11 protein-coding genes are annotated in these 13,843 nt (G+C 71.9%); 7 read left to right on the forward strand and 4 right to left on the reverse strand.

The features are described from left to right. Nucleotides 1–86: 86 nt before the first annotated feature. The gene (locus ACFW2Y_RS29190) at nt 87–350 is read right to left on the reverse strand and encodes a WhiB family transcriptional regulator (RefSeq protein ID WP_015033978.1); all 264 of its coding nucleotides are present in this window, start codon (nt 348–350) and stop codon (nt 87–89) included. A 650-nt stretch (nt 351–1,000) separates the two neighbouring features. On the opposite strand from ACFW2Y_RS29190, the gene ACFW2Y_RS29195 reads away from it, so the two are divergent. The 3 genes from ACFW2Y_RS29195 to ACFW2Y_RS29205 are packed head-to-tail and all read left to right on the forward strand — an operon-like array spanning nt 1,001 to nt 3,874. Continuing rightward, nucleotides 1,001–1,564 carry a cysteine dioxygenase gene (locus ACFW2Y_RS29195; RefSeq protein WP_384885156.1) on the forward strand — a complete coding sequence of 188 codons (564 nt, stop codon included), beginning with the start codon at nt 1,001–1,003 and terminating at the stop codon, nt 1,562–1,564. A gap of 13 nt (nt 1,565–1,577) precedes the next feature. Next, nucleotides 1,578–2,534, forward strand: coding sequence for a 2-phospho-L-lactate transferase (cofD, locus tag ACFW2Y_RS29200; RefSeq protein ID WP_384885158.1), 957 nt, complete (start codon nt 1,578–1,580; stop codon nt 2,532–2,534). Beyond that, nucleotides 2,531–3,874 (forward strand): coenzyme F420-0:L-glutamate ligase, encoded by a 1,344-nt coding sequence (locus ACFW2Y_RS29205; RefSeq protein WP_384885159.1) that lies wholly within the window; start codon nt 2,531–2,533, stop codon nt 3,872–3,874. The genes cofD and ACFW2Y_RS29205 overlap by 4 nt, the downstream gene beginning before the upstream one ends. An 85-nt stretch (nt 3,875–3,959) precedes the next feature. Here ACFW2Y_RS29205 and ACFW2Y_RS29210 read toward each other — a convergent pair whose 3' ends face one another. The 3 genes from ACFW2Y_RS29210 to ACFW2Y_RS29220 form a co-directional block, all read right to left on the reverse strand. After that, nucleotides 3,960–4,922 (reverse strand): DNA-3-methyladenine glycosylase family protein, encoded by a 963-nt coding sequence (locus tag ACFW2Y_RS29210; protein ID WP_384885160.1) that lies wholly within the window; start codon nt 4,920–4,922, stop codon nt 3,960–3,962. A gap of 174 nt (nt 4,923–5,096) precedes the next feature. After that, nucleotides 5,097–6,179 (reverse strand): sugar phosphate nucleotidyltransferase, encoded by a 1,083-nt coding sequence (locus ACFW2Y_RS29215; RefSeq protein ID WP_384885162.1) that lies wholly within the window; start codon nt 6,177–6,179, stop codon nt 5,097–5,099. Nucleotides 6,180–6,283: 104 nt separating this feature from the next. Further along, complete coding sequence (locus ACFW2Y_RS29220; protein ID WP_384885163.1) at nt 6,284–7,621, reverse strand: peptidoglycan recognition protein; 1,338 nt, start codon at nt 7,619–7,621, stop codon at nt 6,284–6,286. 137 nt (nt 7,622–7,758) lie between these two features. Between ACFW2Y_RS29220 and ACFW2Y_RS29225 the strand changes: the two genes are divergently transcribed. The 4 genes from ACFW2Y_RS29225 (at nt 7,759) to ACFW2Y_RS29240 (ending at nt 13,797) form a co-directional block, all read left to right on the forward strand. Beyond that, complete coding sequence (locus ACFW2Y_RS29225) at nt 7,759–8,511, forward strand: TIGR03089 family protein (protein ID WP_384885164.1); 753 nt, start codon at nt 7,759–7,761, stop codon at nt 8,509–8,511. Nucleotides 8,512–8,820: 309 nt separating this feature from the next. Then, complete coding sequence (locus ACFW2Y_RS29230) at nt 8,821–10,020, forward strand: LCP family protein (protein ID WP_384885166.1); 1,200 nt, start codon at nt 8,821–8,823, stop codon at nt 10,018–10,020. Between the two features lie 231 nt (nt 10,021–10,251). Then, entirely contained in the window at nt 10,252–11,961 is a 1,710-nt protein-coding gene (locus ACFW2Y_RS29235) for an LCP family protein (RefSeq protein WP_384885167.1), read from the forward strand. A 51-nt stretch (nt 11,962–12,012) separates the two neighbouring features. Then, nucleotides 12,013–13,797, forward strand: a complete 1,785-nt coding sequence (locus tag ACFW2Y_RS29240) for an LCP family protein (protein ID WP_384885168.1) — start codon at nt 12,013–12,015, stop codon at nt 13,795–13,797. Nucleotides 13,798–13,843: the final 46 nt, after the last annotated feature.

The following is a 13,843-nucleotide window of genomic DNA, read 5'->3' on the forward strand; positions in this document are numbered from 1 at the left end:
GGACCCGGGACGCAGACCGCTCCGCTCGGTGCCGGCGCGTGCGCTGGCGCACGGGGACCCTGACGGGGTCCGAGGCCGGATGCCGCTCAGACGGCGGCCTTCTTCAGGCGACGTCGCTCACGCTCGGAGAGGCCGCCCCAGATGCCGAACCGCTCGTCGTTCTGCAGTGCGTACTCAAGGCACTCGGAGCGGACTTCGCAGGCGAGGCAGACCTTCTTGGCCTCGCGGGTCGAACCGCCCTTCTCGGGAAAGAAGGACTCGGGATCGGTCTGGGCGCACAGCGCGCGCTCCTGCCAGCCGAGTTCCTCGTCCGCGTCCTCGACCAGCAGTTCCTGGAACAACTCGGTCATGTGCGCCCCTCGTCTGTTCTGTGCGTCCCCGTGGTGGTGCCGGGGCGAACCCGGCCGAACGACACGAGTGAAATTACAAGTTTGTGCTCTGTGCGAGTCAAGCCGAGATCTGCTATTGGGCCTCGTATTCACTCTGCGGAACCAAGCCTATGCGGAAAGTGTTCAAATCACCAAAAACCTGACACATGCCACCGGCCTGACCGCATCGCGCGGCCTCCATGAGGGAGGACGTCGAAGGCTTGGATCTTGTTGCGATCCGACCGGGGAAGCGATCCGGATCACAGTCTGATCACGCTTCCCTCGCCCCGCGGGCACGATCGAAGCGCCATCTCTCCTGGTCCGCGACTGAACAAACCTTTCTCCAGGCACGGTAACCGGATGAGGTGAAACATTACCCCCAAAACGGTCATTGGGTTGACAGTCGGGTATCGCTGCGGCCACCTTTGATGCCATGCCAGCGACCACAGCGCCCTCCGCGACCCACAGCCGTGGGTTCCGCCGCGCTGTCCAGGCGCGCTGTTGCTGTTGCTGTTCCAGCTGTTGATGCCGTAGGGCTCCAGCTCCTTCCCCCAGCGTCACCCCGCGTCACCCGCGTCACCTCTCTCCCGTGACCCCACCGCTTCTGTTTCTGCTGAGGAACCTCCCCACCCATGAACATGGACAGCGACCTTCAGATCGCCGGCGACATCCTCGAGGTCCCGCACCTCCTCCAGCCCGAGCGGGCCCACCCCGTCACCGTGGCCGAGTTCGTCGGCCTCGCCCGCGCCATTGCCGCGGACCGCGCCCAGTGGGCCCCCCACGTCGAGTACGACGCCACCACCCGCTGGTACCACCGGCTGCGCGCCGTTCCCCCGGCCCCCGGCTCCGACCCCGCGGAGGAGGTCCCGACCGGCTACGAGGTGTGGCTGCTCTCCTGGGTCCCCGGCCAGGGCAGCGGGCTCCACGACCACGGCCCCTCCTCCGGCGTGCTGACCGTCCTGGAGGGCGAGCTGACGGAGCGTACGGACCGGGGGGCGCGGACGCTCGGCGCCGGAGCCCAGCGGGTGTTCGCCCCCGGGTACGTCCACGAGGTCGTCAACGACTCCCTCGAACCGGCCGTCAGCCTGCACGTCTACTTCCCCGGACTGACCGACATGCCGATGCACGAGTCGCTCCGGTCCCAGTGCACCGCGGCCACGCCCGCCCCGGCCGCCCGGGGCGCCGCCGTCTCCTGAGAGACTGCACCGCATGCGCATTGTGGTTCTGGCCGGCGGCATCGGTGGTGCCCGTTTCCTTCGCGGCCTCAAGCAGGCCGCGCCGGACGCGGAGATCACGGTCATCGGCAACACCGGTGACGACATCCATCTCTTCGGGCTGAAGGTCTGCCCCGACCTGGACACGGTGATGTACACCCTCGGCGGTGGCATCAACGAGGAACAGGGCTGGGGACGCACGGACGAGTCCTTCACCGTCAAGGAGGAGCTCGCGGCGTACGGGGTGGGTCCCGAGTGGTTCGGCCTCGGCGACCGGGACTTCGCCACCCACATCGTCCGCACCCAGATGCTCGGCGCCGGCTATCCGTTGAGCGCCGTGACCGAGGCGCTCTGTGCCCGCTGGCAGCCCGGAGTGCGGCTGCTCCCCATGTCCGACGACCGCGTCGAGACGCACGTGGCGATCGAGGTGGACGGCGAGCAGCGCGCGGTGCACTTCCAGGAGTACTGGGTGAAGCTGCGCGCCGCCGTGGACGCCAAGGCCGTCGTGCCGGTCGGGGCGGAGGCGGCGAAGCCCGCACCCGGAGTCCTGGAGGCGATCGCCGGGGCGGACGTCATCCTCTTCCCGCCGTCCAATCCGGTGGTGAGCATCGGGACGATCCTGGCCGTTCCCGGGATCCGCGAGGCGGTCGCCGCCGCCGGAGCGCCGGTGGTGGGGCTCTCCCCCATCGTCGGTGACGCGCCCGTGCGCGGCATGGCGGACAAGGTGCTCGCCGCGGTGGGCGTCGAGTCCACGGCGGCCGCGGTCGCCCGCCACTACGGCGCCGGACTCATCGACGGCTGGCTCGTGGACACGGTCGACGCGGACGCGGTCGCGGAGGTCGAGGGGGCGGGCGTCGCCTGCCGTGCGGTGCCGCTGATGATGACGGACGTGGACGCGACGGCCGCGATGGCGCGCGAGGCGCTGGCGCTGGCCGAGGAGGTGCGCGGGTGACGGTCCCCGGGTCCGGTGACGCCCCCGGCGCCCCCTCTGCCCCTGGCGCCGCGTACCGGGTGTGGGCACTGTCCGGACTGCCCGAGGTCACGGCCGGGGACGACCTGGCGAAGTTGATCGCCTCCGTGTCGCCCGGGCTGGCGGACGGTGACGTGCTGCTCGTCACGTCGAAGGTCGTGAGCAAGGCCGAGGGCCGGGTGGTGGCCGCCGACGACCGGGAGGAGGCCATCGACGCCGAGACGGTACGGGTGGTGGCGCGACGCGGCGCCCTCCGCATCGTCGAGAACCGGCAGGGGCTCGTCATGGCGGCTGCCGGGGTGGACGCCTCCAACACCCCGCCCGGAACCGTACTGTTGCTGCCCGAAGACCCCGACGCCTCGGCGCGAAGCATCCGTTCGGGGCTGCGCGAGGCACTGGGCGTCGACGTCGGCGTGGTCGTCACCGACACCTTCGGGCGGCCGTGGCGCAGCGGGCTCACCGACGTGGCGATCGGGGCGGCCGGGGTACGGGTCCTCGACGACCTGCGCGGCGGGACCGACGCGCACGGCAATCAGCTGGGCGCGACCGTGGTCGCCACCGCCGATGAACTCGCCGCCGCCGGTGACCTGGTGAAGGGCAAGGCGGCCGGACGGCCGGTGGCCGTCGTCCGGGGTTTGGCCCACGTGGTCGCCGGGGACGAGGAGCCGGGCGCACGGGCACTCGTGCGCGGGGCCGCCGACGACATGTTCCGGCTCGGGACCTCGGAGGCCGTGCGGGAGGCGGTGACGCTGCGGCGGACCGTACGGGAGTTCACCGCGGAGCCGGTCGACCCCGGTGCGGTCCGGCGCGCGGTCGCCGCGGCCGTGACGGCGCCGGCACCGCACCACACCACGCCGTGGCGGTTCGTGCTCCTGGAGTCGGCGGGGGCCCGGACGCGGCTGCTCGACGCGATGCGGGAGGCCTGGATCGCGGACCTGCGGCGGGACGGGAAGTCGGAGGAGTCCGTCGCCCGGCGGGTCCGGCGCGGGGACGTGCTGCGCAACGCGCCGTACCTGGCCGTGCCGTGCCTCGTCACGGACGGCTCCCACCCCTACGGCGACGTGCGCCGGGACACCGCCGAGCGCGAGATGTTCGTGGTCGCGGCGGGCGCGGGCGTGCAGAACTTCCTGGTGGCGCTCGCCGGTGAACGGCTCGGCTCGGCCTGGGTCTCCTCGACGATGTTCTGTCGGGACGTGGTGCGGGACGTCCTGGGCCTGCCGGACGACTGGGACCCGATGGGCGCGGTGGCGATCGGCCACCCGGCGGCGGCGCCGAAGGCACGGCCGGCCCGCTCGGCCGCGGAGTTCATCGAGGTGCGCTGAGGCGGACCGGCAACGGGTGGACAGCCGTCTCCGTCACGGCGGTGGCCGGCGCCGCCGCCGTGACGCCTCGGGCGCCGCTACGCCGCTAGAGCGCCGCGATGTTTCCGGGTGTCCGGCGGGGAGCCCGGCGGGGTGGCACGCGACCGCTGAGCAGGATCAGCCGGGCCGCGCGGTGGCGCTGGCCCGCGTAGGGGGCCAGGAGCTCCAGCATCGCCCCGTCGTCCGCCGTGCGGTCGCCCGCGAGCGCCCAGCCGACGATGCCCGGCAGGTGCAGGTCGCCCGTGGTGACCTCGTCCGGGGCTCCGTTGCTGCGCTGGACGGTCTCCGCGCTCGTCCACGGGCCGATGCCCGGGACCAGTTCCAGGCGCTTGCGGGCCGCCGGCGGTTCCATGTGCGCGGCCTCCTCCAGCCGGGCCGCCACCCGGGCCGCGCGGACGACCGTCGCCGAGCGCTTGCCGTCGACGTTCGCGCGGTGCCACTCCCAGGACGGGATCTGCGTCCACGTGCGAGCGTCCGGCATCGCGTACATGCCGTCGGGGGCGGGGCCCGGGGCCGGCTCGCCGTACTTCCGCACCAGCAGCCGCCAGGACCCGTAGGCCTCGTGGGTGGTGACCTTCTGTTCCAGGATCGACGGGATCAGCGACTCCAGGACCAGGCCGGTGCGGGTGAGGCGCAGGCCGGGGCGGCGGCGGTGGGTCGCCAGGAGCAGCTTGTGGCGGGGGACGAAGGCGGTCGGATCGTCCTCGGCGCCGAGGAGCGCCGGGAGGCGGTCCAGCAGCCAGGGCGCGCCCGGGCCCCAGGCCTCGGCCGCGGCCCGTCCCCCGTCGAGCCGGACCCGTAGGGTGCCGGGGCCGTCCGGGGTGCGGCTGACCCGCCAGACCGAACCGTCCCCGGTCACCCGGAAGGTGGGGTCGGCGGGGCCGCGGCGGAGCGGGCCGAGGGTGAGGCCGAGGTCCAGCGGGGCGTCCGAGGCGACGGGTACGGGTGCGGGAACGTGGCCGCCGCGGACCGTGGTGCGCGTGGTTCTGGGTGCGAAGCGGCCGGCCATGACCACGAGCGTAGCCGGGTGTCGCCGCGCGGGCCCCCGGGACGGAAGGACCGGTGCCCCGGCGCGGCCCTCGGGGGACGCCGTGCGCGTCCGACCCGACCCGACCCGACCCGACCCGACCCGACCCGACCCGACCCGACCCGACCCGCGGGGAACGGTGGAACGCCGGCGCGGTTACTGGTCCGAGGAGAAGCGGACCGCGCCCGCCGGCAGGGTGGCGTCGCACCAGACGCGGACGCCCTCGCGGAGTTCGTTGTCCGGGCCCACCTGGGCGCCGTCGCCTATGACGGCGCCGCTGACGACCGTACGGGCGCCGATGCGGGCACCCGCGCCGATCAGGGAGTCGGTGATCACCGCGCCGGGTTCCACGACCGCCCCGGCCAGCAGCGTGGAGCCGGCCACCCGGGCGCCTTCGCCGACCACCGCGTCCGCGCCGACGACCGTGCCGCCGGTCAGCTTGGCGTCGGGGGCGACCCGCGCCGACGGGAGGACCAGGCGGTCGCCGCAGCGGCCCGGGACCGCCGGGGAGGGGGCGCGACCGAGGACCAGGTCGGCGGAGCCGCGCACGAAGGCCTGCGGGGTGCCGAGGTCCAGCCAGTACGTGGAGTCGACCATGCCCTGGAGGTGGGCTCCGGAGGACAGGAGCTCCGGGAAGGTCTCCCGCTCGACGGAGACGGGCCGCCCGGTCGGGATGGTGTCGATGACCGAACGCCGGAAGACGTAGGCGCCCGCGTTGATCTGGTCGGTGACGATCTCCTCCGGCGTCTGCGGCTTCTCCAGGAAGGCCGTGACGCGCCCGGTGGAGTCCGTGGGGACGAGCCCGAAGGCGCGCGGGTCCTCGACGCGGGTGAGGTGCAGCGAGACGTCCGCGCCGGAGTCGGAGTGGGTGGCGACGAGGGCCTTGATGTCGAGCCCGGTGAGGATGTCCCCGTTGAAGATGAGGACCGGGTCGTCGGGGGCCGAGTGCAGCCGGGAGGCCACGTTGCGGATCGCTCCCCCGGTGCCGAGGGGTTCCTCCTCGGTGACGTACTCCAGGCTGAGGCCGAGCGAGGAGCCGTCACCGAAGTGCGGCTCGAAGACCTCGGCCAGGTAGGAGGTGGCGAGCACGATGTGCTCGACGCCGGCGGCGCGGGCACGGGCCAGCTGATGGGTCAGGAAGGGGACGCCCGCCGCCGGAACCATGGGCTTGGGCGTGTTGACCGTGAGGGGTCGCAGCCGTGTGCCCTTGCCACCGACCAGGAGGATCGCTTCTGTCACCTTGTCGTCTCTGCTTCCTGTTCGGGGCCGGTCAGCTCGCCCGTCTCGGTCGTCCGTGCGATATGACCGGTCAGTTTATGCAGATGGTTGCTTCCACGACCCCATCAACTCCTTCCCTGGTAATTCGCGGAGCTGGTGCGGGCGGTGCCGAGCTTGTCGTACAGACGGCCGCCGGGGCACTCCGTCGCGAATCCGTCGCGGTGTCCGGCGATGGTGTTGAACCGTACTTTGGTGCCCTTCTTGTAGAGGTTTCCACCCCCTGAGACCAGATACGCGGTCCCCTTGGGATTCACCCCGTGCAGCCCGAGCTTCCAGGCGGTCAGGCGCGCGACGGCGGTCAGGACGGCGGCCGGCGGGTTGGTGCTGGTGAAGGTGCCCAGGACGGCGATGCCCGTGCTGTCGTTGTTGAAGCCGAGGGTGTGCGCGCCGCGCACCGGCTTGGCCACGCCACCGGCCCTGCCCTCGTAGATGTTTCCGCACTTGTCGACGGCGAAGTTGTAGCCGATGTCCCGCCAGCCGCTGCTCTTGACGTGGTAGCGGTAGATGCTGCGCAGGACGGAGGGGGCCTGGCTGCAGGTGTAGTTGTTTCCGGTGGCGCTGTGGTGGACGAAGGCCGTCTTGATGGTCTTCGTGTAGACGAAGCCCGTCTCTCGGATCCGCTCGTCCGCCCCCCACCCCTTTCGGGTGATGATCTTGGGACGGGGGCCGATGTACGGCTGCGCCGCGGCGGACTGCACCGCCTCCTGCCCCGGCGTGGTGCGGAACGTGATCTCCGTCTCCTCCTTGGAGAGGGCCGGGATCCAGGCCTGGCCGTACGGGGCCAGTCGGTCGTTCGCCCCGGTCGCCCCCGCCGCGGCCGGGGCGACCGCACCGCGGATGCGGGGGGCGGCGGCTTCCGGCCCGTCCGCCGGGTCCTCGCCCGGGTCCACCAGCTCCAGCCGCAGGCCCGCCGGGAGGAGCTCCGCCCCCCGCACGCGGATCTCGACGCCGTCCGAATCCCCCACCCACAGCGGGGCCGTGGAGCCGCGGAGCGCCCGTGCGGAGCCCTCGGCACTGTCGGGGTCGGCCCCGTGGTCCTCGTTGTGGGTCTCGACGTCCTGCCAGTCCGACCAGGCTCCGTCGCCGGTGGCCCGGGTACGGACCTGCACGGTTCCGTGCAGCGGCACCGTCGGGTCGTCCCAGACGACTCCGACGAGCGAGAAGGGTCTGACGTCGCGTCGGGTGAGCCCCTGCTCGCCCGCGCGCGCACCGCCGGGCGCGCGCGTGGCGGTGCCGAGCGGCACCAGGGGCAACGACTGGGTGGCGCCCGGGAGGTCGGGGGCCGGGGGGAGCGCGGCGGCCGTCGGAAACACCGAGGCCGCTGCCGGTGCGGCGGGGGAAGCCGGCAGGACGAGCACCGCCGCGCAGGTGGCGGCGATCGAAGAGGCGAATGAGACACGCATGGGCCGATCGTGCGTATCTCCGCGCCGTTCCGCGCGTCGGGAGCACGCGTGGAAAGCGGCGGGCCACCGGTCCGACCGGAGGACGCCGTCACCGGTACGGCGGACCCCCGCGCAACCGCCCGCGTACGCTGTCCGGCGTGAACGCCAGCGACCGCACCCCCGCCGACCTGCTGCGATCCGCGCTCGCCGCGGACCCCGCACGCCCCTTGGTCACCTTCTACGACGACGCCACCGGTGAACGGGTGGAATTGTCCGTCGCCACCTTCGCCAATTGGGTGGCCAAGACGGCGAACCTGTTGCAGGGCGAGCTGTCCGCCGCCCCCGGCGACCGGCTCGCACTGTTGCTGCCCGCGCACTGGCAGAGCGCGGTCTGGCTGCTCGCCTGCGCGTCCGTGGGGGTGACCGCGGAAATCGGCGGGGACCCCGCGGACGCCGACCTGGTGGTCGCGGGGCCGGACGCCCTCGATGCGGGGCTCGCCTGCTCCGGGGAGCGGATCGCGCTCTCCCTGGCTCCGTTGGGCCGCCGCTTCCCCGTCGCGCCCGCCGGATACGCGGACTACGCGGTGGAGGTGCCGGGCCAGGGCGACCGCTTCGCCCCGTTCGTACCGGTCGACCCGGAGGCCCCGGCCCTCGTCGTCGACGGTGGGGAACACAGCGCCGCGCAGCTCGTCGAACGGGCCCGGGCGGACGCGGCAGCCCTCGGGCTCGCTCCCGGCTCCCGGCTGCTCTCCGGGCTCGGCTACGGGGACTGGCAGGGGCTCTCTGCGGGGTTGTACGCCCCCCTCGCGGCCGGCGGCTCGGTGGTGCTGTGCCGCAACCTGGACGCCCTCGACGCCGAGGGGCTGGAGAAGCGGGTGGAGAGCGAGCGGGTGACGCACACCGCCCGCTGAGGCGGCTTCCCCGGCCCGTGCGCGCCCCCGTCCGGTGCGCACTCCGGCCCGTGCCTCCTCCCGCGCCAGTGGCCGGGCACCGTTCCGTCGGGTTCCGGCGCCCGGGCCGCCCCGCACCCGCCGGGCGTCGGTTCCCCCCGTTCGGCCCATCGACCCGCCGGGTTCCGGGGTCCGTGCACCGACTCCGGTACATGATCGGCCGGGGGGAGTCCCCTCCTTCCGCACAACCATGCGTCGGGTTCGGCCGTCTCCTGCTACGACCGGTGAACGCCCGACGTGCCGCCGATGCCCCGAAGGACGGACCCAGACGTGACGGACCGTGCAGGCACGCCCGCCGAGCCGGATCCCCCGGCAACGGAAGACGCGGCGACCGAGCAGCCGGAGGAGCCGCGCCGGCACCACTGGCTGCGTTGGGCCGCGCTCGGCGTCGCGGTCGTCGTGTTGGTCTCCGCCGGGGTCGGCTGGTGGTTCTACCGGAAGCTCGACGGCAACATCACCACGGACACCACCGCCGCCGCCGAGCTGGAGCGGTACGCCACGGAGCGCCCGCCGGCGAGCGCCTCGACCGCCCTGAACGTCCTGCTCATCGGCTCGGACACCCGGGCCGGCGACGGGAACGGCAAGTACGGCAGGGACGAGGGGACCCAACGCTCCGACACGACGATCCTGCTGCACCTCGCGGCGGGGAAGACCAGTGCGACCGCGGTCTCGCTCCCCCGCGACCTGATGGTGACGATCCCGAGTTGCGGCAAGGCGGACGGGACCCGGACCCGGGAACAGTTCGCGCAGTTCAACTGGGCCTTCGAGTTCGGCGGTACGGCGTGCACGATCCGCACCGTCGAGAAGCTGACCGGGATCCGGGTCGACCACCACATGGTGATCGACTTCCGGGGCTTCAAGCGGATGGTGGACGCCGTGGGCGGGGTGGAGGTCTGTCTGAAGGAGCCCGTGGACGACCGGGACGCGAAGCTGAAGCTGCCCGCGGGCCGTCAGACGCTCCACGGGGAGCAGGCCCTCGGCTTCGTACGGGCCCGCAAGTCGCTCGGGAACGGCAGCGACACGGAACGCATGGACCGCCAGCAGCAGTTCCTCGGAGCGCTCGTCAACAAGGTCCAGAGCAACGGGGTGCTGCTCAACCCGACCAAGCTGTACCCGGTCCTGGACGCGGCCACGAAGGCGATCACCACGGACCCGGGGCTCGACTCGCTGCGGGAGCTGTACGACCTGGCGCGGGCGATGCGTTCCGTCCCGACGGAAAAGGTGCAATTCCTCACGGTGCCGCGGCGGGCCTACCGGTACAACCCCAACCGGGACGAATTGGTGCAACCCGCAGCGAGCGCCCTCTTCAAGCAACTCCGCGAGGACAAACCGGTCCTGGTGACGCCCGAGGCCGACAAGAAGGACAACGGCCGGGAAACGGACGGGAAGCCCGACGACGCGGACGCTCCGACTCCCTCCACGACGCCCACCTTCACGGGCCGGAACGCGGCGGAAGGGGTGTGTGAGTAAAGCGTGGCCCAAGGGAGACACGGAGAGCGATGAGGTTTGAGCAAATTGCCCGGTTGTAAGGGGCGTGGAATTTGTCACTGACGTCGCCCCGCGCTGAACTGGGCGGATACTGTGACGCGATCCGGTGCACGCAGACCGCGTGGTCGCACCACCAAGGATCGAACGACCGAGAGAGCGGCGCCCTGTGGGGGGAGGCGCCTCGCGCGGCACCGACGGAGGACTCGAGTAACCGTGGATGCGCACAGCCGTGGGCGGGCGGACGAGATCGACCCCGCCGACCAGTGGGTCCTCAACCCACATACGGGCAACTACGAGCTGCGACTGGACCACTCCGCTGCGCAGCAGCAGGAGCCGGTACGCGCACGGAGAACCGCCGGAGCCCCAACCACCGGCACGCCGACCGAGGCTCCCGTCCCCGGCCAGCGTCGCCGTCGGGCGCCCGAGCGGCCCGCCGCCGACCAGGTCCCGCCCCAGAGTCGCCGCAAGCGCAAGCAGGGCGCGAGCCGCAAGAAGAAGGTCCTGCTCTGGACCGGCGGCACGATGGCGTTCGTGCTGGTGGGTGGCGCCGCGGGCGCGTACATGCTCTACAACAAGCTCAACAACAACCTCGACGTCGTCGACGTCGTCGGAAAGGACGCCAACTCCGGCTTCGCCAAGGGCAAGGCGTTCAACATCCTGCTGATCGGCACCGACAAGCGGACCGGTGAGGGCAACTCCGGCTACGGCGACAAGGACAGTCCGGGCCACGCCGACACCACGATCCTCTTCCACGTCTCCAAGGACCGGACGAACGCCACGGCGCTCTCCATCCCGCGCGACATGAAGACCGACATCCCCGAGTGCGAGACGCGCCAGCCCGACCAGACCGTCAAGACGATCCCCGCCGAAACGGACGTCCGGTTCAACGTGAGCCTCGGCCAGAACGGGCGCGACCCCGGCTGCGTCATGCGCACGGTCGAAGAACTGGCCGGCGTGCAGATCGACCACTTCATGATGGCCGACTTCAACGCCGTCAAGGAGATGACCACGGCCGTCGGCGGAGTCAAGGTCTGCGTGGAGAAGGCCGTCGACGACCCGAAGTCCCATCTGAAGCTCCCCGCCGGCGAATCGATCGTCCAGGGCGAACAGGCCCTCGCCTTCGTCCGCACCCGGCACAGCTTCGGCAACGAGAGCGACCTGGACCGCATCAAGGTCCAGCAACAGTTCCTCAGCTCGATGATCCGCCAGATGAAGTCGGACGAGACGCTGACGAACCCGACCAAGCTGTACAGCCTCGCCAACGCGGCGACGAACGCACTCACCGTCGACTCGGGCATAGGCTCCCTCACCAAGCTCCAGGACCTGGCCCGCGAGCTGTCGTCGATCGACACCAGGAACATCGCGTTCACCACCCTTCCGGTCATCGACAACCCCGCCGAGAAGGTCAGGGCGACGGTCGTCCCGGACCCGGTCCGGGCACCGCAGCTGTTCGCGATGATCCAGTCCGACACCTCGCTCACCGAGGTGAAGAAGAAGGAGCAGGACGCCAAGAACGCCCAGGCGGCGCTCCTCAAGGGGGCCCGGTCCACCGCGGCCGAGGTGCGCGTCGACGTCTACAACGGCAGCGGCATCCAGGGGGGGGCCCAGGCGACCATCCTCTGGCTGCAGAACGAGCAGGGCGTCAACCGCTCCACCAACAAGAGCAACGCCCCCGAGCGGGCGGCGAAGACCACGCTCACCTATGCACCGAACCAAGCCGATCAGGCCCGCAAACTCGCGGACATGATGGGACTGCCGGCCACGGCCCTCAAGCCGGGCACTCAGGACGCCGGGGAGTTCGAGCCCATGACGCTCGTCCTCGGCGCCGACTTCAAGGGCGCGGGGGTGCCCATCACCGGACCGGCGAAGGCGCCGGAAAATCTGGAGAAGGTAGCAGCTGACAAACAGGTGTGTGCCAAGTAGCCCCGAAAAGAGGGGGACTTGACACACTCCTGCCTGACGAGGGGACCTGGGGTGGGACAGAGCAGCGTGCGCGGGGAGAAAACGCGGGGGCGCGTTCCGCGCGCCCGTGAACTCGGCTGGGACGACGACCCGCACGGCGCCGGAGAAGCGACCGGCACGGGCGGCGGAGCCCCCGAGAAGAACTCCGCGGGGGTCGACCCGGCCCCCGCGCCCCGCGCCCCGCGCCGGCGCGGCGGGGGCAAGGGGCCGGGTGACGACGACGCCGGGGGCGGTAGGGGCGCAAGGGGTCGCGCCGCCGCCCGCCGGCGCGCCAAGAAGACCGGCAAACGCAGGGTGCTGCGCTGGATGGCGATCACGCTGTCGGTGCTGATACTCGGCACGGCCGGCGCCGGATACCTGTACTACGAGCACCTCAACGGCAACATCCGCAGCGGCGGGCGGGCGGGCGGCGACAGCGGCGTGCAGAAGGCCGCGCCGAACGCGCTCGGCAACACCCCGCTGAACATCCTGCTGATCGGCTCCGACAGCCGGGAAGACCCGAAGAACGTCGCGCTGGGCGGGGGCAAGGACCTCCGCAACAACAAGCCCCTGGCCGACGTGCAGATGCTGCTGCACGTCTCGGCGGACCGCAAGAACGCCTCGGTGGTGTCCATCCCGCGCGACACGGTCGTCCCCATCCCCCAGTGCACGAGCGACGACGGCAGCGAGACCTACCCGGCGACCACCAACCAGCCGATCAACGAGACGCTGGGACGCGGCGGTCCCGGCTGCACCCTCACCACCTGGGAGAGCCTCACCGGGGTCTACATCGACCACTGGGTCATGCTCGACTTCGCGGGCGTGGTGGCCATGGCCGACGCTATCGGCGGCGTCCCGGTCTGCGTGAAGAGCGGGGTGAGCGACCATCCGACGCCGCTGCAGCCCGGTGGTTCCGGTCTGAAGCTGCCCGAGGGGACGACCGAGATCAAGGGCGAGCAGGCGCTCCAGTGGCTGCGCACCCGGCATGCCTTCGGCAGCGACCAGAACCGGGCCAAGGCCCAGCACATGTACATGAACGGCATGGTCGAGCGGCTCCAGCAGCAGAACGCCTGGACCGACACCGGACGCCTCATGGGCCTGGCGGACACCGCCACCAAGGCGCTCCAGGTCTCCGACGAACTCAACACCGTCAAGAGCCTCTTCGACCTGTCGATGCAGCTCAAGAACGTGAAGCTGGACCGCCTCACCACGGCGAACATACCGACGGCCCCGTGGCCGCAGGACGAGAACAAGAACGTCCTGGTCAAGAGCTCGGCCGACAAGATGTTCGCGATGCTCCGCGATGACGTCGCCTTCGACAAGAACGGCAACCCGGCCGACGCGAAGCCGCAGTCGACGGCCTCGGCGGAGCCGAAGGCCACCGCAGAGGCGCCGGGCACGCTCTCCGTGACGGTCCTCAACGGCACCGGGAGCGACGGCGAGCCCGCGGCCGAGGGCCGTGCCCGCACCGTCTCCGAGATCCTCCGGGGCAAGGGCTTCACCCGGGCGGAACCCTCCCACGGGGAGGCCAGCCGCAAGGACACCGTGGTCAGCTACCCCAAGGCCGCCGGCGAGCAGGGCAAGGCGAACGCCCAGTCCGTGGCCAAGGCGCTCGGACTGCCCGACTCGGCCGTTCGGGTCGACCTGAAGGCCGAGGGCGTCACCCTCGTCGTCGGCGCCGACTGGCGCGAGGGCACGGTCTACGAGAAGCCGGCCCACGAGGAGGGCGACCTGCCGGACGGCGCGCAGGTCCTCCGTGGCAGCGACAAGGACTGCATGACCGTCTTCGACCCCTACAAGTGGGACGGGAAGAGCTGACCGCGCCGCCCCGCGACACACGGCGACGGCCGGACCCCTCGGAAGG

Origin of the sequence: Streptomyces sp. NPDC058877 (genome assembly GCF_042742855.1) — a bacterium.
GTDB lineage: Bacteria > Actinomycetota > Actinomycetes > Streptomycetales > Streptomycetaceae > Streptomyces.